The organism is Brevibacillus humidisoli (assembly GCF_020923435.1).
GTDB classification, from domain to species: domain Bacteria; phylum Bacillota; class Bacilli; order Brevibacillales; family Brevibacillaceae; genus Brevibacillus_E; species Brevibacillus_E humidisoli.
Genome location: NZ_CP087263.1, coordinates 317,572 through 335,952, shown reverse-complemented (window position 1 = coordinate 335,952; position 18,381 = coordinate 317,572). Strand labels below are relative to the sequence as shown.

At 52.1% G+C, this 18,381-nt stretch carries 20 protein-coding genes and 1 riboswitch; of the genes, 4 read left to right on the top strand and 16 right to left on the bottom strand.

Annotated features, from left to right (window positions below):
• Positions 1-173: 173 nt before the first annotated feature.
• Together LOK74_RS01730 and nth are read right to left on the bottom strand one after the other, a co-directional pair.
• Positions 174-611, bottom strand: a complete 438-nt coding sequence (locus LOK74_RS01730) for a Fur family transcriptional regulator (protein WP_230044928.1) — start codon at positions 609-611, stop codon at positions 174-176.
• Positions 612-792: 181 nt separating this feature from the next.
• The gene (gene nth / locus LOK74_RS01725; RefSeq protein WP_230044927.1) at positions 793-1,491 is read right to left on the bottom strand and encodes an endonuclease III; all 699 of its coding nucleotides are present in this window, start codon (positions 1,489-1,491) and stop codon (positions 793-795) included.
• A gap of 143 nt (positions 1,492-1,634) precedes the next feature.
• On the opposite strand from nth, the gene LOK74_RS01720 reads away from it, so the two are divergent.
• Positions 1,635-2,540, top strand: a complete 906-nt coding sequence (locus tag LOK74_RS01720) for a complex I NDUFA9 subunit family protein (RefSeq protein WP_230044926.1) — start codon at positions 1,635-1,637, stop codon at positions 2,538-2,540.
• 79 nt (positions 2,541-2,619) lie between these two features.
• Here LOK74_RS01720 and LOK74_RS01715 read toward each other — a convergent pair whose 3' ends face one another.
• Genes LOK74_RS01715 through bcp form a run of 4 tightly spaced genes read right to left on the bottom strand, consistent with a single transcriptional unit; the run spans position 2,620 to position 5,567 of the window.
• The gene (locus LOK74_RS01715) at positions 2,620-3,189 is read right to left on the bottom strand and encodes a cob(I)yrinic acid a,c-diamide adenosyltransferase (protein WP_230044925.1); all 570 of its coding nucleotides are present in this window, start codon (positions 3,187-3,189) and stop codon (positions 2,620-2,622) included.
• A gap of 43 nt (positions 3,190-3,232) precedes the next feature.
• Positions 3,233-4,000: a class I SAM-dependent methyltransferase gene (locus tag LOK74_RS01710; RefSeq protein ID WP_230044924.1), complete on the bottom strand. Its 768-nt coding sequence runs from the start codon at positions 3,998-4,000 to the stop codon at positions 3,233-3,235.
• Complete coding sequence (locus LOK74_RS01705) at positions 3,997-5,064, bottom strand: M42 family metallopeptidase (RefSeq protein WP_230044923.1); 1,068 nt, start codon at positions 5,062-5,064, stop codon at positions 3,997-3,999. Before LOK74_RS01705 ends, LOK74_RS01710 begins: the two co-directional genes overlap by 4 nt.
• A gap of 35 nt (positions 5,065-5,099) precedes the next feature.
• The gene (gene bcp, locus LOK74_RS01700) at positions 5,100-5,567 is read right to left on the bottom strand and encodes a thioredoxin-dependent thiol peroxidase (protein WP_230044922.1); all 468 of its coding nucleotides are present in this window, start codon (positions 5,565-5,567) and stop codon (positions 5,100-5,102) included.
• 202 nt (positions 5,568-5,769) lie between these two features.
• On the opposite strand from bcp, the gene LOK74_RS01695 reads away from it, so the two are divergent.
• Positions 5,770-6,405 (top strand): winged helix-turn-helix domain-containing protein, encoded by a 636-nt coding sequence (locus LOK74_RS01695; protein WP_230046883.1) that lies wholly within the window; start codon positions 5,770-5,772, stop codon positions 6,403-6,405.
• A 177-nt stretch (positions 6,406-6,582) separates the two neighbouring features.
• Here the strand turns inward: LOK74_RS01695 and LOK74_RS01690 are convergent, their stop codons facing one another.
• The 4 genes from LOK74_RS01690 to LOK74_RS01675 all read right to left on the bottom strand — a co-directional run bounded on the left by LOK74_RS01690 (position 6,583) and on the right by LOK74_RS01675 (position 10,310).
• On the bottom strand, positions 6,583-7,185 hold the full coding sequence (locus tag LOK74_RS01690; RefSeq protein WP_230044921.1) for an ECF transporter S component: 603 nt from the start codon (positions 7,183-7,185) through the stop codon (positions 6,583-6,585).
• A 306-nt stretch (positions 7,186-7,491) separates the two neighbouring features.
• Positions 7,492-7,637: riboswitch (FMN riboswitch) on the bottom strand.
• An 82-nt stretch (positions 7,638-7,719) separates the two neighbouring features.
• Positions 7,720-8,508: an ABC transporter permease gene (locus tag LOK74_RS01685; protein WP_230044920.1), complete on the bottom strand. Its 789-nt coding sequence runs from the start codon at positions 8,506-8,508 to the stop codon at positions 7,720-7,722.
• Between the two features lie 4 nt (positions 8,509-8,512).
• Entirely contained in the window at positions 8,513-9,307 is a 795-nt protein-coding gene (locus LOK74_RS01680; RefSeq protein ID WP_230044919.1) for an ABC transporter permease, read from the bottom strand.
• The gene (locus tag LOK74_RS01675; RefSeq protein WP_230044918.1) at positions 9,300-10,310 is read right to left on the bottom strand and encodes an ABC transporter ATP-binding protein; all 1,011 of its coding nucleotides are present in this window, start codon (positions 10,308-10,310) and stop codon (positions 9,300-9,302) included. Before LOK74_RS01675 ends, LOK74_RS01680 begins: the two co-directional genes overlap by 8 nt.
• Before the next feature lie 172 nt (positions 10,311-10,482).
• Between LOK74_RS01675 and LOK74_RS01670 the strand changes: the two genes are divergently transcribed.
• Positions 10,483-11,775 carry a glutamate-1-semialdehyde 2,1-aminomutase gene (locus tag LOK74_RS01670; protein ID WP_230044917.1) on the top strand — a complete coding sequence of 431 codons (1,293 nt, stop codon included), beginning with the start codon at positions 10,483-10,485 and terminating at the stop codon, positions 11,773-11,775.
• A 223-nt stretch (positions 11,776-11,998) separates the two neighbouring features.
• The gene (locus tag LOK74_RS01665) at positions 11,999-12,157 is read left to right on the top strand and encodes a hypothetical protein (protein ID WP_230044916.1); all 159 of its coding nucleotides are present in this window, start codon (positions 11,999-12,001) and stop codon (positions 12,155-12,157) included.
• Between the two features lie 68 nt (positions 12,158-12,225).
• Here the strand turns inward: LOK74_RS01665 and LOK74_RS01660 are convergent, their stop codons facing one another.
• From LOK74_RS01660 to LOK74_RS01635, 6 genes are all read right to left on the bottom strand, one after another.
• Entirely contained in the window at positions 12,226-13,203 is a 978-nt protein-coding gene (locus LOK74_RS01660; protein WP_230044915.1) for a sporulation protein, read from the bottom strand.
• Positions 13,204-13,286: 83 nt separating this feature from the next.
• Positions 13,287-14,018, bottom strand: a complete 732-nt coding sequence (locus LOK74_RS01655; RefSeq protein ID WP_230044914.1) for a DL-endopeptidase inhibitor IseA family protein — start codon at positions 14,016-14,018, stop codon at positions 13,287-13,289.
• A gap of 81 nt (positions 14,019-14,099) precedes the next feature.
• On the bottom strand, positions 14,100-15,314 hold the full coding sequence (locus LOK74_RS01650) for an MFS transporter (RefSeq protein WP_230044913.1): 1,215 nt from the start codon (positions 15,312-15,314) through the stop codon (positions 14,100-14,102).
• Positions 15,315-15,372: 58 nt separating this feature from the next.
• Positions 15,373-17,160: an ABC transporter ATP-binding protein gene (locus tag LOK74_RS01645; RefSeq protein WP_230044912.1), complete on the bottom strand. Its 1,788-nt coding sequence runs from the start codon at positions 17,158-17,160 to the stop codon at positions 15,373-15,375.
• A gap of 162 nt (positions 17,161-17,322) precedes the next feature.
• A complete protein-coding gene (locus tag LOK74_RS01640; RefSeq protein ID WP_230044911.1) occupies positions 17,323-17,859 on the bottom strand; it encodes a DUF402 domain-containing protein in 537 nt (178 codons plus the stop codon).
• Between the two features lie 84 nt (positions 17,860-17,943).
• Positions 17,944-18,357 carry a GNAT family N-acetyltransferase gene (locus LOK74_RS01635; RefSeq protein WP_230044910.1) on the bottom strand — a complete coding sequence of 138 codons (414 nt, stop codon included), beginning with the start codon at positions 18,355-18,357 and terminating at the stop codon, positions 17,944-17,946.
• Positions 18,358-18,381: the final 24 nt, after the last annotated feature.

The window sequence follows — 18,381 nt, the reverse complement described above, 5'->3', positions numbered from 1 at the left end:
AGGTAAGTACCGTCAATGCCGCCGAGCCTAATTCGAATTGTTGGGTTTGCGGCGCCACTTCCCTCTGAGTGTATAAAAAAAGCCACTTTCCACTCCACAGTTGGAAAAGTGCGCTTTTCTCCAGATGACCCGGCATCTCCCCTATGTCAGGGGAAATATCGCAATCCGATGCGTTAATGTGACTGCTGGTTTTGGCAATCGGGGCAAATCCCGTACACTTCCATGCGATGGCCTGTCACTTTGAAACCTGCCGATTTCCCGGCATCCTCTTCGATCTGATGCAGGTACGGGTAGTGAAAATCCCTGATATCACCACACTTCGAACAGATGATGTGGTAGTGTTCTTCCATCGTGTTAGCATCAAATCGGCTGGAAGCATCGCCATAGGTAAGTTCCCGGACCAGCCCAGCTTCTTTAAAAACGCGCAGATTGTTGTAAACAGTAGCCACGCTCATATTAGGAAATTTACCCTCTAACGCCTTGTAGATCTCATCTGCTGTCGGATGAGACATAGTTTCAAGCAAATACGCTAATATGGCATGACGTTGTGGGGTCATGCGGACACCTGTGTTCTTTAATATCTCGACCGCTTTTTCCACACGCTGTGACATGTCGTCATGCACCTCGCAATCTCAAAGGAAAGTTCTGCAACCATGGCTCTCACCCGTATCAACAGTTGGGCGTTCACCAGGATTTTCTTTGTAACAAACATTTGATTAGAATTGTTACAAATAAGTGTACGCCTATTGTACGCATTGTGTCAATATGGTACTGGTGGATTTTTAGACAAAATCAGCGCTTCTTTTTCTTGGATGCCTGTTTGGCATAGCGGCAGTTTTCTTGCAGCGGACAGTCGCCGCATTTCGGGTTACGGGCTGAGCAGATCCGGCGCCCGTGCCAAATCAACCAGTGGTGGGCATCGGACCACTTTTCTTTGGGGATTCGCTTCATCAACTGGTGTTCCGTTTCGTCCACCTGTTCACTGTTGGCTAGCCCCAAGCGATTGGCGACACGGAAAACATGTGTATCGACAGCGATGGCCGGGATGCCAAAGGCATTGGACAACACCACATTGGCCGTTTTTCGGCCAACTCCAGGAAGGGCCTCCAATTCCGCATGTGTCTGCGGCACTTCCCCGTTGTACTTTTCATATAGAATTCGACAGGTCTCCAAGATGTTTTTACTCTTATTTTTGTACAAACCAAGTCCTTTTATCTGTTCTTCCATTTCTTCCTGGGTCAGGTGCAGAAAATCCTCTGGTTTGTTGTACTTTTCAAATAGTGGTGCGGTAATTTCATTTACTCGCTTATCGGTGCACTGGGCGGAAAGAATGGTCGCGATCAGCAGTTCAAAAGGCGTTCGATAATTCAGCTCACAATGTGCATCAGGGTAAGTTTGCTGCAGGGTATCCAATATCTCGTCGACCGGCACTCGTCTGTGTCCAGATCGTTTTTTTACGGTTTTCTTCTGTGGTGTCGTGCTTTTGTTCATCTCTCTTCCCCCCTTCAGTTCTCTATCATTATAACGTTTTGGGTATAGCAGCAGAAGTGGCGCAGTGGAGCGAAAATACTGTACAATATATGGAAAGATCCAAATCCTTCAGGATGATATGTCAATGCCAGGGGGTATAAAAAATGAAAGTGCTGCTAACTGGAGCAACAGGTTATGTAGGGAAAGGAATATTACCCCAGCTCACCGCAGATGGTCACGACGTCGTCTGTCTGATCCGCCCGGGTTCGGAACGAAAGCTAACAGCTGCCGTTGAACATATGGGGGCGGTCTCCGTGCAGACCGGAGATCTGTTTGATCAGGAGTCGCTAGAGGCAGCCGTGGCAGGCTGTGATGCCATCATTCATCTGGTCGGAATCATCCGTGAAAAACCGAAAAAAGGGATTACCTTTGATCAGGTCCACGTGACTGGAACTCGTCATCTGGTGGAAGCAGCGAAGAAAGCAGGCATCAGCCGATTCATCCAAATGAGTGCGCTTGGCGCCAGGGCCAATGCCGTCAGTTCCTACCATCAAACCAAGTTCGCAGCCGAGCAGATCGTGATCGAAAGCGGCATCCCCTATACCATCTTCCGTCCCTCCGTGATCTTCGGCCCTGATGACGAATTTGCCAACATGCTGGCTGACCTCGTCCGTCTGCCGCTGACACCGGTGATTGGCAGCGGCACGTACCGACTGCAGCCGGTCGCCCGACAAACCGTTGCCGAGGTCTTTACCCAGGCGCTCACGCGAGAAGCTGCTGTTAACCAGACTTTTGAGGTGGGAGGGCCGGAACAGCTTACCTATCTGCAGATTCTGGACACGATCGGGCGTGTGCTCGGAAAATCCAAGGTGCGGAAAGTTAAAGTACCGCTCCCTTTGATGAAGCCGGTCATCAACGTCATGGAAGGATTCTCGTTTTTTCCGATAACTAATACACAACTCACCATGCTGCTGGAAGAGAACATCTGCCAGGATGGCGACCGTCTGTACAAAGCCTTTTCTGCCTCGCCCATCCGCTTCGAGTCGGGGATTGCAACCTATCTGCGTTGATATGCCAAGCCGTCAGCGTTTTCCTAAACTCAGGGAAGTTGACTCTCCCATCGGTGGCTCCGATCGTTCCATTCAGCGATTAGGCGTCAGGAGATTTCTCCTCGCCATGAAGCTGCGCTTCCGCTTTTCCCAGCTTGTGGTTGACGTAGCGGGCAGCGACAAACAAGAAGTCGGATAGGCGGTTCAGATACTGGATGACGACCGGATTCACCGCCTCCTGTCGGTCCACTTCGACCGAACGCCGTTCCGCCCGCCTGGCTACGGTCCGCGCCAGATGAAGCCCCGCTGCAGTCGGATGCCCGCCCGGCAGCACAAAATTGGTCAACTGTGGCAGCGCACTGTCCATCTTGTCGATCTGCTCCTCCAGAAAAGTAACATCGTCGGCTTGTATCGGCCAGCCTACTTTTTTGCCGTCTGGTGTGGCTAGCTCTGCTCCAATGTGAAACAGCTTTGTCTGGATGATGTGGAATACGTTCTGCAGGTCCCGCCAGCTTTCATCATCAGGCAAAAAGGAGAGGGCGAATCCGATCGCCGAATTGGCTTCATCACATGTGCCATAAGCCTCCACACGAGGAGAGTGCTTCGGCACCCGCGTGCCGTAGACCAGCGACGTTTCCCCTTTATCGCCAGATTTCGTGTAAATTTTCACACTTCCAGCTCCCTTCCGTTATTTCCTCGGAAATCGACATGCGCTATGCTGCCTGCGCCACAATGATCAGTTCGGAACTATGTTGATCAAAGGGTGTTTTGTCAAATGATCCAAACCGTTCGACCACTTTTAGACCGTGTAAACGGAGCAGATGGTGCAGTTCTGTCGGGAATATATAACGAAGCGTAAATCTGCCAACCACTTTTTCCAGCAGGCGGCCGTCGGAAGCGATCCGCTCATACGTGCGGGTCACCTCAGCCAACTGCTGAAAGTGATCGTAGCGTGTGTAATCCCACATGGCCACTTGCTCTCCGTTGTCCAGTGGATACATACCGCGGAGTGACATTTTTTCATCTTCCTCGTAGAGGTGACTGATCTTGGGAACAAACACGTTCAGCACCAGCTTCCCTCCGGGAGCCAGATGCTTGCGGATACAGGATAGCGCCTTCATCTGTTCCCTGAGGTGCAGCAAATGCAGAAACGACCGGAACGGGATCATAATCAGCGGAAACGTCCGCTTCAACTCGAAGCCCCGCATGTCTCCCTGCAAAAACTGGATGCGTCCCGCTACACCCGCTTGCTCCGCCTTTTCTCTGGCGCTGGTCAGCATCTCCTCAGACAGATCGATTCCTGTGACCGGAATGCCGGCTTCAGCCAGTGGAATACTGATCCGTCCAGTGCCGCAGGCCAGGTCGAGCACTTCCCCGTCCGCCTTCCTGGCATACTCCATATAAAACGGCAGGTCGCCGCTTATACCACGCTGTGTCAAATCGTAATACTCTGTCCAGGCATATAGATTGTTAGTACTCACGAGGTTCCTCCCTGTACAGTCGTGATGGGGGACTGCAGGTAAGCGAGGATCAGCTTGGCCGTGTTTTCGAACGATTCTTGATGTGTCCGCTCATGTGAATGCGACGCGTCGATTCCCGGCCCGATCAGTCCGTGCACCACGTCATATCCGGCACGCAGCGCCGCACTGGCGTCAGAACCGTAAAACGGATACAGATCGACACGATACTGCAAGCCGAGTTCCTCTGCAAGCTGGACAAAATGTTTCCGCAGTCCATAATGATAGGGGCCGGTTGAGTCCTTGGCACAGATGGAGACACAGTGTTCGTCTGTCGTCTGTCCTTCGCCTATCGCTCCCATGTCAACCGCCACGTACTCTACCGTGTTTTCCGGAATGCTGGCATTGCCGCCATAACCAATCTCTTCATTATTGCTGACCAAAACATGGGTGGTATACGGCAGTTGCAGTCCCGATTCCTTTATTTGCTTCAGTACGCCTAACAAAATGGCTACACTTGCTTTATCATCCAGATGGCGTGATTTGATAAACCCACTATCGGTCACCGTGACCCGCGGATCAAAGGACACGAAATCGCCTACGTTGATTCCCAAGGCAAGGACATCTTCTTTACTTGTTACCTTCTCGTCGATGCGGACTTCCATCACCTCGTCAGTCCGCTCCATCTTTTGTGTTTCACGGCTGTACACATGGACAGACGCTTTGGTTGTGAGGATGGTCCCCGTGTAGATACGGCCATCCGCTGTTTCGATCTGACAGTGCTCCCCCTCTACTGCATTCCAGGGAAACCCGCCGATCATCGATAGTTTGAGTCGACCGTTTTTCTTTATCTCTCTAACCATCGCACCTAGTGTATCCACATGGGCCGTAAGCAGGCGACGCTGCTGATCGACAGCACCAGGTATCGTGGCCAGCAGTGCTCCTTTATTGGTGCGAACAGAGGAGACACCCAACTGCCGCAATTCCGCCTCCACCCAAGCAATCGCATGATCGGTATTACCCGAAGGGCTGGGGATGGAGGCGAGTGTGAAAAACGTCTCAATCATATACTGCAACGGAATCTTCATGCGTTCTCCTTCTCCTTCAAGTGATCACCTGTCTGCTACGTCAGGTGTTCTTCGATATACTGCAGCACTTCCTGTACATGGCCAGCCACTTTAACTTTCGGCCATACATACGCAATCCGGCCGTCTTTATCGATTATAAAAGTGCTCCGCTGAATTCCCATATACTCTTTTCCGTACATCTTTTTCAGCACCCATACCCCATACGCTTCAGCAGTCTGGTGATCCGGATCAGCCAACAGCGGAAACGGCAGTTCGTACTTGGCAGCAAACTTGTCATGGGAAGCGACATCGTCCGGACTAATTCCAAGCACGACTGTACCCAATTCGGAAAACTTGGGGTGGTAGTCGCGAAAGTCACATGCTTCCGTCGTGCAGCCTGGCGTCATGTCTTTCGGATAAAAATAGAGTACGACGTTTTTACCGCGGTATTGGTTTAAGGATATCGTTTGACCGTTACTCGCGGATAGCGTAAAATCAGGAGCAGGTTGTCCCACTTCGATCATGTTTTGATCCCTTCCTTCTTTGATTGGTCTTCTGTCTTATTTTAGCAAAAAGCAGAAGCAACTCCAAAGGGTACAACGACTTGGCCATATATTTGTCGGTTGAACACATTGCAGTTTACTCTAGGACAAAGTAAAATGATAAAATGGTGTTTACAATTTTTTATTTACTGACATTTTGAGAGATAGTTGGACGGTGAAAAAGATGAGGGAATTTTACGATGTGAACGACCCTGAGGCGCTCAAATCGTTATCGATACCCGAGCGGGTAAAAATTTTAGAATTATTTGAAGACCTGGAACCACGGACAGCCAAGCAGATTGCGACCGAACTGGGTGAAAACGCGGCGCGGCTGCACTACCATGTCAAAGAGCTGGTGCGTGTCGGTTTGCTGGAACAGGTAGATACACGGGTGAAAGGCTCAATTGTGGAGAAGTACTACCAGCTGGTGGCCAAAGTAATCCAGGTAAACCTGCGGGTCATGATTGAAGAAAATGCCCAGCAGCTTGGTGAGATCATGTTCTCTCCGATTCGCACAACGGAGCGTGATCTGCTGAGAACGATCAACCGCTTTGTGGAAAGTGACGTCGATATGCGCAAGGAATACTCCGACACGTTTGCCTTTAACGTTGGAGAATTGTACATGTCCAAGGAAGAACGCAATCAGCTGATCGACGAATTGAACGCCATCTTCCGCAAATACAAAGACCTGAAAGCGGCAGAAGGACGACGCAAGTACAAACACCTCGACATCTTGTTTCCCCTCTCACCACCAAATCCGGTCGATGACGAAGAGGCGTGGGACGAGTTGGACGAGGACCAAACAAACGAAACATCATGACAGAAAGACCATCTGCGGATGGTTCTTTTTGTATCTCCGTTTCATGATGGATCAACGTCACAGAAGGAACACACAGAACGAAGCGAAGGCTGTTGACGCGGGTTCAACAGCCTTCGCTTTGCTTGGGTTTTCGTTATATCTCGTCATTTCTCCTGCCCGCTTGTTTTCTTCCGCTGCTCAACTGGCCGGAAGACGCGGGATCAGCTTGAGATAAATAGGATAAGCAATCAGCGATAAAACAAGACCTTTGATCAGATTAAACGGAACAATGGCGTAGACGATGTACGACCAGAGGCTGTCCATCTGGAACATCGCCAGCAGATCCTCTACCGAAATCTGATACATCATCGCATAGGCCGGCAGCAGCAGATAGTAGTTGCCCAAGGCCATAAGCAGCGTCATCAGCAGCGTGCCCAGCACAAGACCGGCGACAAATGCTTTTACCGTCTTGTAGCGGCGCTGAATCGCTACTGTTGCAACGATGAAGCTGGCTCCCGCCAGAAAATTGGCAATCTCACCAATCAGCAGGCCGTCAGAGTTTTTGAAAAAAAAGTGGAGGATGTTCTTCAAGAGCTCAACCACCATCCCGGCCACTGGACCAAACATCAGACCGCCCACCAATCCCGGCAGCGTACTGACATCCAGTTTGAGAAAGGTGGGAACCAATGGAATGGAAAACTCCAGGTAGTAGAGCGCAAATGCAATCGCTCCCAAGAAAGCGAGCAGCACCAGCTTTCGCGTCTGCACCTCCTGCATGGTTCGTACTTCCGTTTTGTGCATCTGTACCATCTCCTCATTTTGTGTTCTTTCCTTCTGTAGAGGATTGGCAACAGCTTTGCGGCACGACTTGGCATGGTCAACGCAATGAGAAACAGTTCAAGCAGCAGACAAGATCTGCCTGCGGATCGCATCTTTAGTCTGTCAGTCACAGCCAGACCACAAAAAAAGCCCGAAGAGTATCACTCTTCGGAGCTTTTCGGACCATTTGGCATACGAACGTATAGGAAAGAAAGGGCTTGTTCCCGAAAACAGCCCAACCCAATATACGTCTGCACGTCGAACCAAGCACGTGCCAAGCGTACTGTCCAAATCCTTCTCCCATCCAGACTGTACTGTCGGCTCTGGAATCGCACCAGATCCTGCACTCCGCCGCCATGCGACAGGAGGCTCGCGGGCTTACACCTGAAGTGATCACCGCCGGTCGGGAATTTCACCCTGCCCCGAAGGAAATGTGAAGTTTTTCACTCGTTTATTATATCCTCTTGCCGACCCGGCTGGCAATAGACAAAACGCTTGCGATGCGTTGCCCGTGTGTTACGACCCTGCCCCCTGGTACCGCTTGATGCCCCAATTCCAGATGAACAGACCTAACGCGAAGAAAGCGATGCCCATCACCGGTGTCAACAGGGTATAGGTGTACCATTCTTCTTTTCGCAGAAAATAGGCTGACGGGTAAAACCCGACGAAGGCAAACGGCAAGATCCAGGTGAGGATGAAGCGGATCACCCCATTATAGACGTCCACGGGGTATCGGCCGTAGTTCTGGATATTCCAGATCATCGGCGAGATGCCGGTCCGCGAGTCGGAAAAAAAGCTGATTGCAGCGATCGCTGTGTACACGCCGGCATAGATCAGCACACTGCTGATGACCAGTCCGATGAACAAAAACAGATCATACCAGGCAAATGAGAGTTCCAGCTTAATGGTGGCGTAGCCCATGATAATCAAACCACTGATCACGCCGAAGATCCGATCGGGTGCGATCGACTCCAGACTAACCTGAGCCAGGTTGTAGACGGGGCGGGTCAAAATGCGATCCATCTCTCCACGAATGATGTAGCGTTCGTTGAAATCCCAAAAGCTGAAAAACATGCTGAACAGCGCATAGGGGATCAAGAAGTAGCCGTAGACAAAGATGATTTCATCACGACTCCAATCTTTCATCAAGGGGACGTGTTGGAACACAACAATGATAAACACCAGATTGATCAGTTCAAAGATCAGGTTGGACACCAGCTCGCCAAAAAAATCAGCACGGTAAGCAAGTCGTGTCTTGAAGTATTGGCTCAAATAGTCGGTAAATAACCGTAGTACCTGCAGCATGAGATCACCCTCCTTGCACGACCAAGTTGCGTCTGGCCCGACGCCAGAGTACAGCTAACGGCACCAGCAGTACGGCTGTCCAGATCGCCTGCAGCGCAATCACCTCTCCCGCCTGCTGCGGACCGACCGCTCCAGCGAAGATCATGCTGGGATAGTAGTTGATCGCCTGAAACGGGAGCCAGTTCATCACGGCTTGCGCCCAGCCAGGGAAAAAACTGATCGGCAGGATCAATCCGGACAGAAGATCGACAATCACCCGTTTTGCCCGCATCATGCCATCGTTGCGGAAGAAGAAAAAGGTGATCACTCCGGTCAGCAGGTTAATCTCGGTGTTGATGATGAAAGCGAGCAGAAGGCTGACCGCATAGATCCCCCATACTTCGACCGTCGGCGGAAAGGTTAGCGGCAAGAACAGGCTGACCATGACCATGCCCGGTACAGCAAAAAACAGCAGGCGAAACAGTCCTTCTCCCAGCGCCTGCGCGGTCTTTACAGACAGGTACCGGTAGGGGCGGATCATCTCGATTGCCACTTTTCCCTCGCGCACGTCCTGGGCAATCTCAAAATCGATGTTGTTAAAATAAAAAGCGCGTGACATCCAGGCGATGGAGACATACACCGTCATCTGTTCCACTGACATCCCTGCCAGGGTTTGCTGGCCAGAGTAGATGGCATTCCAGAGGAAGTAGTAAGCTCCGATATTGATCCCGTAGATAATGATGCCGCTGTAGTAATTGACTCGGTAGGCGAGCAAGGTGAGAAACCGGATGCGGATCAACTCTGCGTACAACCTAAGCATGAACGGCGACCTCACTTGTGACCGAGTAGATGTTGCGCACGATTTCTTCTGTACTGGTTTCTTTCACTTTTACATCGCTCACCTCGAAGCGAGCCATGACGGTTGACAGCACGAATGGCAGCATCTCCTGACTGCGAGGGATGCGGATGGCCATGGCGTACTCGTTTTCCGGCGCCAGCTCACAATCCACCTGAGCCAGTGCAGCGCGCACCTCCTCAGGTGTCGTCCGCTGTTTAAACTGAAAGACGACCTCTGTTCCCGAGCCCCACTTCTCTTTTAAATCATGGAGCAGTCCGTCAAATATCAACTTGCCCTGATCCATCACCAGTACCCGCTTGCAGAGCGCTTCGATGTCGGATACATCGTGCGTGGTGAGCAAGATCGTGGTTCTCTCCGTCTCATTTAACCGACGCAGAAATTCTCGAATCTTCTGTTTGACCAGCACGTCCAAACCGACAGTCGGCTCATCCAGGAACAGCAGTTTTGGCTTGTGAATCAGGGAAGCGGCGATTTCGCAGCGCATCCGCTGACCCAGGCTTAACTTACGGACCGGCTGGTGGATAAACGGGCCGAGATCCAACTCCTCGATCAGTCGGTTCAGCCAACGGTTGCCCGCTTCCTCTTCCACTTTGTAGACACGCTGCAGCAGGCGAAATGACTCGGTAGGAGACAAGTCCCACCAAAGCTGTGAGCGCTGTCCGAATACGACCCCGATCGAGGTGACGTATTGTTCCCGCTGCCTGTAGGGAACATACCCGTTGATCACGACGTCACCCGCAGTCGGTGTCAGAATCCCGGTCAGCATCTTGATCGTCGTCGACTTGCCGGCTCCATTTTCACCGATCAACGCAAAAAATTCTCCCTCTTCCACTTGAAACGAAATCCCGTCCACCGCTTTCACTGTCTTGTACTGGCGGTTGAACAAATCGCGAAAGGCACCAGCCAATCCGGCACGCGCCTGGTGAATGCGAAACACTTTTTCCAACTGGTTGACTTGAATCATTTCCTGCACGTCCTCTTTTTTTATAATCATGCAAAGATTCCATAGTTAGTTTATATGAGCAGGACGTTTTCTGCAAAACTGAATGTGCGGAAGAGCGCGGTGAATGTGCTATGATGGAGGGAAAGAGGCTTGGTGCATGAGGCAAGCCAAGAGAACAAAAGGAGTATGAGAGATGAACCGGAAAACGTCGGAACAATTACATAGAGAAGCGACAGAAGTGATCCTGGGGGGTGTGAACAGCCCCTCCCGTTCGTTTAAAGCAGTAGGCGGCGGTGCCCCCGTCGTCATAAAACGGGCTAAAGGCGCCTATATGTGGGATGTAGACGGAAACCGCTACATCGACTATCTGGCAGCGTACGGGCCGATTATTACCGGACATGCTCATCCGCACATCACAAAAGCGATCAGCCAAGCGGCAGAAAACGGGACGCTGTATGGCACTCCTACCCCGTGGGAAATCCAGTTTGCCCGGATGATCCGGGACGCGATCCCTTCGATGGAGCGGATCCGTTTCAACAATTCAGGGACGGAAGCGGTGATGACCTGCATCCGCGTCGCACGCGCTTACACCGGTCGAACCAAGATCATCAAGTTCGCCGGTTGTTACCATGGACACTCCGATCTGGTGCTGGTAGCGGCCGGTTCTGGTCCGTCCACCCTGGGAATTCCCGACAGTGCAGGGATTCCGCAAACCATCGCCAATGAAGTGATCACCGTTCCTTTCAACGACGCGGAGGCATACGCCGAAGCGATCCGGCACTGGGGGGATGAAACAGCCGCGGTGCTGGTAGAGCCGATCGTCGGCAATTTTGGGATCGTACCGCCGCAGCCCGGGTTTCTGGAGCAAGTAAACCAGTTGGCCCATCAGGCTGGTGCGCTCGTGATCTACGACGAGGTGATCACCGCATTCCGGTTCTGTTACGGCGGTGCCCAAAACCTGCTTGGCATCCATCCCGACCTGACCGCACTCGGCAAAATCATCGGTGGCGGCCTGCCGATCGGCGCCTATGGCGGTCGCCGCGAGATCATGGAGCAGGTCGCACCGCTTGGCCCTGCCTATCAAGCGGGTACAATGGCCGGCAATCCGGCATCGATCACAGCGGGGATCGCTTGCCTGGAGGTGTTGCGAGAGCCAGGTGTCTACGAGGAACTGGATCGTCTCGGAAGCCTGCTGGAGCAAGGGATTAGAGAGGCCGCTGCAAGACACGATGCAACCATCCAGCTTAACCGGATGATCGGAGCGCTCGCCGTCTACTTCACCGACCAGCCTGTAACCAACTACGCTGGGGCAGAGAAGGCTGACGGAGAGCGTTTTGGCCGCTTCTTCCGGTTGATGCTGGATCAGGGCATCTGTCTGGCCCCATCCAAATACGAAGCCTGGTTCATTACGACTGCCCACACCGAACGAGATATCCAAGAGACGATTGCAGCTGTGGACAAGGCGTTTGCGAAGTTGAACGATTAACCAGCCAACCCGTGAAGCGGATAAAGCGCCATGTGAAAAGAAGGGTGCGCCATTCTCTGCTCGAATATGCATTTGGGGCCATATATTTCCCCTGCTGGGTTGGATTTATCATCGGCTTCCTGGAGATACTATCGATACCGCTCATCTAAGCGGCATTTCCGCTAACGATCGGAAGCATACGGCCCGGAAGTCGGGTAATCCTCAGACAGGAGTGCGATCTGCCGTGACAAAAGGCGAGAATGCCTATCCGCAGTCCCCTGAAGCAAGAGACCCCAAGATGAGTTCCAAGATGATGGAAGTGGTCGGCTTTGAAAACCCGGACAAAACGGAACACCACAAGCAAGACCAAGGAGCAAACAGGAGCCGTGACGTTGCCCGGTGATGGTGACGAATCGGCAGACGACAAAGGCGCATGGGAATTCCCATGCGCCTGTTTCATATGATATGGTATTAAAAATCTCCAAAGTCGCCGAAGTCGCCAAAGCCACCGTCTCCGCCGAAGAACCCGCCATCGTCTCCACCGTCTCCGCCCAGCAGATCATCGGCACCCATCAGATCCCCGGCACCTTCCATCATCTCGCCCAGCAGCAGTCCGCCCAGCAGCCCGGCAGCCATTCCGCCGATCATACCGCTCATCGGCTGGTATCGCCCTTTGTGTCCCTTCCGTCCATATCCAGGCAGTGAGAAATACGGGATTGCTTGCGGGTTGTTGGCATACGTTTCAATTTTCTCTTGCAGGTAACGGGCCAACTCTTGTTCTTTACCCGCCTCCAGCAAATCGTGCGGCACAGGGATTTCCGCTTTTCGTTCCACTTCTCGTCCTAGGAAGCCGGTTGCCAAATCCAGTTCAACCAGCAAGTGCAGCTGATCCGGAGCATCGAAAAAAATAACTTCCAATTCTTTTAATGGTATGCCCATTGGACGTATAGGAGCGAACGAGAACTCTTGTCCATAAGCGGTCAGCTTGCCCGACCCTGGCTTTTGCCGGAAATCAAGCTGCTCCAATGCCTGAAACACCTTTTCGATATGCAGTGGCGGAAGGATGGCGACGTAATCCTGGTCGGTCGGATCGAGCGCCTGCTCCACATCCAGTCTGGTGTGCAAAAAGTACTGAACCGCCTGTGACGTCATCGCCAGATCATGTGGCAGCGTGAATTGAAAGGGCACTTCCTGGACAAAAGGTTTCTCCTTGACAACAAACTTGCTCAATACCGGGATCATCTGCACCGGCCGCGTCACATGGTTTCCCTTGACGTGAGCGCGCATCATCAAGACCACCTGCAGATCGTGAATCCGCTGCTCCACCTCACCGCCTTCGATCCGAATCGAGCCGGTCATCGTCTCACCCAGCCGCCATTGATCGCGGTCCAACTGCAGGTCCACCGTCGCCGCTCCTACTCCAAACTTGGCCATCAGTTTCTTTAACATGCCTGTTCCCCTCTCTAGTAATAGATTCCTATGTTCTATTGTAACCAACCGTTAGGAAAAGGTCATGTATAGATATTCGTATTTCATCGCAAATCGTGCGGTGTCGTATTCACTCTCCAGCCAACGCCGTCTATTTTTTTCATCTCCACCATTGTTGTTTCCGTATCCCGATGCTCTCCTTCACCAAAAGGAATCGTTAATTCAAACCGCTTGATGTTGTCTTCCTCCGCGATCAGGCGAGCTTGCGCATTCTGCCACTCCAACAAGCTGCCGTAGTCGGCATCGGGCTGTGCGAGGCGCCCCTCGTGCTCTACGATTTTTGCCTGCTGGATGAACGTCTCGATCGCTTCAATGGTGTACCCCTGCTCCAGATAGCGGATCAGTTTTTCCCTGGTATCGAGGTCTTGGCCCATGTATCGATAATGCTGGTCACCGATCAAAAAACCTTGTAGTCGTTCTCCTTCCAGATGGCTATAGTCTCCCCCTGACGATACATGGAAATAGCGACGTATCGCTTCAGCAGCCAGCTTCACGGCAGCTTGTTCATCCATATCCGCTGGCACACTGTTCTCTGCTGCTGAAACATCTCCTGTATTGCCTTCCTCTGCTCCCGCTGCAGCATTTCCTGTATTGTCGTGCTCTGCTGCCGCATTGCTTCCCTCTGCAGCTGTTGGTTCAGCATCGACCCGTTGCTGCATGGGTGGATCGGTCTGATCCGATGTCGCTGATGTCTCCGGTTCCCCTGATTGTGAGCAGCCGACCAACGCCAGCGAAAGGCAGAAGGCAATCAGCCACTTGTTGTTTCGTTTTATCATACTAGATCACTCCTCTATCCCGCTAAGACGGACCGATCGGCAAAACGTTGCATAGGGAAGCAAGAATTGCCCGGGCAAGTCTCACATGCTCACATCGCTTGTTTCATGTATCGGTTTTCTGGCCAGACTATACGCCACCCACACAGCATTGAGAAAGAGAAATGCACTGGTCATCAGAAAAACACCGCTTAAACTAATGTAACCGGCGACCAAACCGCCGATCGACGGCCCCAACATGCTTCCCAAGCAGACAAATGTGTTGTTGTATCCGTATACCCGGCTAACCCTCTCCGGCGGGGTGGAGCGACGCAGCAGTGCATTGACTGCCGGCAGCAGGCCGCCGAGGCAAAGCCCGAGCATAAACCGCAGCACGATCAACTGCCAAACAGTGGTCACCATCGCCTGAGGAATAAAAATCAGTGCAGCGGCGATCAGACAGACAAGCAGTACTTTGTGCGAACCATAGCGATCACCCAGTTTTCCCAATTGGGGAGCAGCCAGCACGTTGGCAAGTCCCATCGCCGCCGCCACCAATCCAGTATAAAACGCTACCCGATCATCCCCTCCCAACAGACTCTGCACGTAGATCGGCAGCACGGGAATAATGCTAAACAGCGCGAATTGAATCATCACGGTGACAAAAAATAACGCGGGCAGCGGACGAGTGGAAAAGATGAGCCGGGCATCTTCTCGAAAACTGGTTTGTTCGCGAGCTGGCGGCGGCGTAAAGCTTTCCTTTACCGTCACCGTGATCAACAGGGTGGCGAGAAAGACCAGCAGACCTGTACAGCTAAAGATCAGCCTAAAGCCAATATGGTCAGCCAACAGTCCGCCAAAAAACGGGCCCATGATCCCTCCTGCCACCGCCGATGACTGCAGCATCCCTTGAGCCCAGCCGGCTTGTTCGCGAGGCGCGCTGGAAGCGACCAGCGCCGTACTGGCCGGAATGATCCCACCGACCGTACCGTTTAGCAGGCGCAGTCCCAACAACTGCCATATGCTGCCGACAAACCCAGTCAAGGTAATGATAACCGACATGCAAAAACCGGAGCGAAGAATCATGATTTTGCGACCGTATTTGTCAGCCAGACTTCCCCAAATCGGAGAGACCAGACCAGCCGTCAAAAAGTTGGCCCCAAACACGATCCCGGCCCAAGCTGTTACCTGGTGCGGATCGCTGATTCCCAGCTCTTGCTGGATAAACAACGGCAAAAACGGCATGATCATGCTCATCGCAACCATCACGATAAACATGGCAAAGCATAACACGTATAAGTTGCGTTTCCAACTCTCCAAGGTGCATCAACTCCTTTCTGCAGAAAAGCAAAAAGCTGCCGACAGTGGATCGTGCAGCCTACACTTCCGTACCAACCTGCACGGAAACGCTAAAATCTTGAACATTCCAAAGTTTGTAATAAACCTGCCGCCTGGCCAACAACTCTTCGTGACTGCCCATTTCGACGATCCGCCCCTCTTGCATCACCACAATCTTGTCAGCATGGGTGATCGTCGACAGGCGATGGGCCACGATGATCGTGGTCCGTCCTTTGGCAAGTTGTGCAAGTGATTCCTGAATCATGTGCTCCGATTCCAGATCGAGCGCTGAGGTGGCTTCGTCCAGGATCAGAATCCCCGGATCTTTCAGAAAAACGCGAGCAATCGCAATCCGCTGTTTTTGTCCGCCGGACAGCTTGACCCCCCGCTCGCCCAGTTCGGTGTCGTAACCATCTGGCAATTCCGTAATAAAGGCATGGGCATTTGCCGCCTGAGCCGCTGCGACAACTTCCTCGTCGGAAGCATCCGGATTGCCCATCAAAATATTCATCCGCGCCGATTCGCTAAACAAAATATTGTCCTGCATCACCATACCGATATGACTGCGCAGATTCTGCTGTTTGACGTCGCGAATGTCTACATCATCAATCAAAATGCGCCCTTCGCTCACATCCCAAAACCGAGGCAGCAGGCTGATCAGAGATGACTTTCCTCCCCCCGACATCCCTACGATCGCCACGGTCTCCCCAGGACGAATGGTCAGGTTGATATCTTTCAACACGTACTCGCCGTCATCCCGATAGCGAAAGGAAACCTGTTCAAACCGGATTCCACCGTTGATCCGCCCAGTCGCGGGATCAACCGGAAGGGTACCAGCCTGTGGCCGATCGATGATGTCATACTGCTCGTCAATAAACTCAAACATCCGATCCATCGACGCAATCGCTTGTGTCAAGGTGGTAGAAGAGTTGACGAGACGGCGCAGCGGCGTGTAGAGACGCTCCAGATAGACGTAAAAGGCAATCAAGGTCCCAATCGTCAAATCTCCCTGAATCACCTCATACCCGGCTACGCCGATGACGAGCAGCGGAGCGATGTCGGTGATCGAATTGACAACAGCAAACGTATAAGCGTTCCAGCTAGTGTGGGCCAGTGCCTTTTGCAGGAAATGGTCGTTTTCGTGGGAAAACCGCTTTTGCTCGTGCTTTTCAAGAGCAAAGCTGCGGATCACCGGGATGCCACTGACACGTTCATGGAGATGACTCTGCAGTCTGGCCAAGGCAGCAGACCGATCCTTGGTCAACTGGCGAAGCCGTTTGTAAAAGTACTTGACCGAGACCCCATAGAGCGGGAACACGATGAGGGAGACCAGAGTCAGCACTGGATCCATGTAAAACATGATGCCGATCGTCAAGCTGATCGTGATCAGGTCGAGCCAGATATTCATCAGCCCGGTCTCGATAAAGCTCTTGGTCGACTCTACATCGTTGACGACCCGCGAGATCACCTCTCCTACCTTGTGATCGTTGTAATAGCGCATCGACAAACGCTGCAGATGGGCAAACAAAGAGTTCCGTATGTCAAACAAGATGCGGCTGGAGACCCACTGGGCAAAGTATTGACGGTAGTACTCGACGGGAGCACGTACCACGGTAAAGATGAAAAACGCCGCCACCATCAGCCAGAGAAGCTGCTGCAGCTTTTCTTCCTGTGGCTGTGGGCCAGGCAGCAGATCATCAATCACATATTTTAAAAGAAGCGGCATCAGCAGCGGGATGCCGAACTTGATAACACCGATAAATACCGTCAACACGATTTTGCCGGAGTACGGTTTGACATATCTCAGGTAACGTCTGACACTGTTCATGTTATCACTCACTTTCTCCTGAGATGCCGTTGGTTGTTCATCGGACTTTACATATTGTACACCTTTCCCCGTGCTTTGTCTTGTAGGGGAAAGCAGCTTCCCGCTGCTCTGTGCACTGGGTCAAGAAAGAAAAATCCTCCTCCCGGGCTGCGGGAGAAGGATTTATTCATTGTCATCACGAACGAGTTGGTAGCGTTCGTACCATCGCTGCACGAATCCGTTTTGAAACGGTCCGCGGCGGGCATCGATCCACTCGATCACTTCCTTGACTGCATCCTGTACGTGTTCGACGATATGCGGCGGGTAGTTCATTTGTCTGGAGTGAAGATCGAACTCCTCTTCATCCAGGATCGTATAGGTTAAGTCGGGGTACACTTTTACATCCAGATCATAATCAATGTAGCTGAGCAAGTTGCCTTTTAAGCTGAACGGAGATCCAATGTTGCAGTAGTAGTAGATGCCGTCTTCCCGTATCATGGCGATGGTGTTAAACCACTGTCCCCGACCAAATGTACAGATGGCCGGTTCCCGCGTCCGCCACTCCCGACCGTCTGCTTCGGTCACTTTTACCCGATCATTGCCGCCGATGATCACCGCATCACTTGTGTGAATCAACGTAGTCTTGTCCCACGATCGGTGAAGTGAATGATCATGTTTAAAACTTTCGATGCGAATCGTTGTGCCTGGAGCTGGCGACATGACTCTCCCCTTTCTTCTCTTCTTTATGTGGAGGGAACGCGCCATTATCATCGTCCCAATGGCTGCTGCATCGGAAAAGGGCGTCTACGAAGAGAGTTTTTTGGAAAGTGTAACATACTTTTGCAGCTTGTAGCCAAGTGAATTGTAAAACGGAAGAACCTTTGTATTCTCTTGGTTCACCATGATGGATACCTGGCTCACACCTCTTTGCCGGAAGCGATTTTCGATCGCTTCCACCAAGAGGCGGCCAATTCCGCTCCCTTGTTTGGCGGGATGCACGGCGAGTCGGTAGAAATAAGCCCGCGTCCCATCAATCGTTCCTACGACCACTCCCACTACCTCTCCATCTTCCTCGGCCACCATGACCAGTTCACTGTCCCACGACAGTTGTTTGGCAAGAGCATCGAGTGATTCCGACTCAGTCTGCTCGAGGCCGGTCTCTTGCCAAATACGGGTGATGGCTGCGTAATCTCCGAGGCGAAACGAACGAATTACCATAGTCGGCCTCCCTTAGATGGCTTC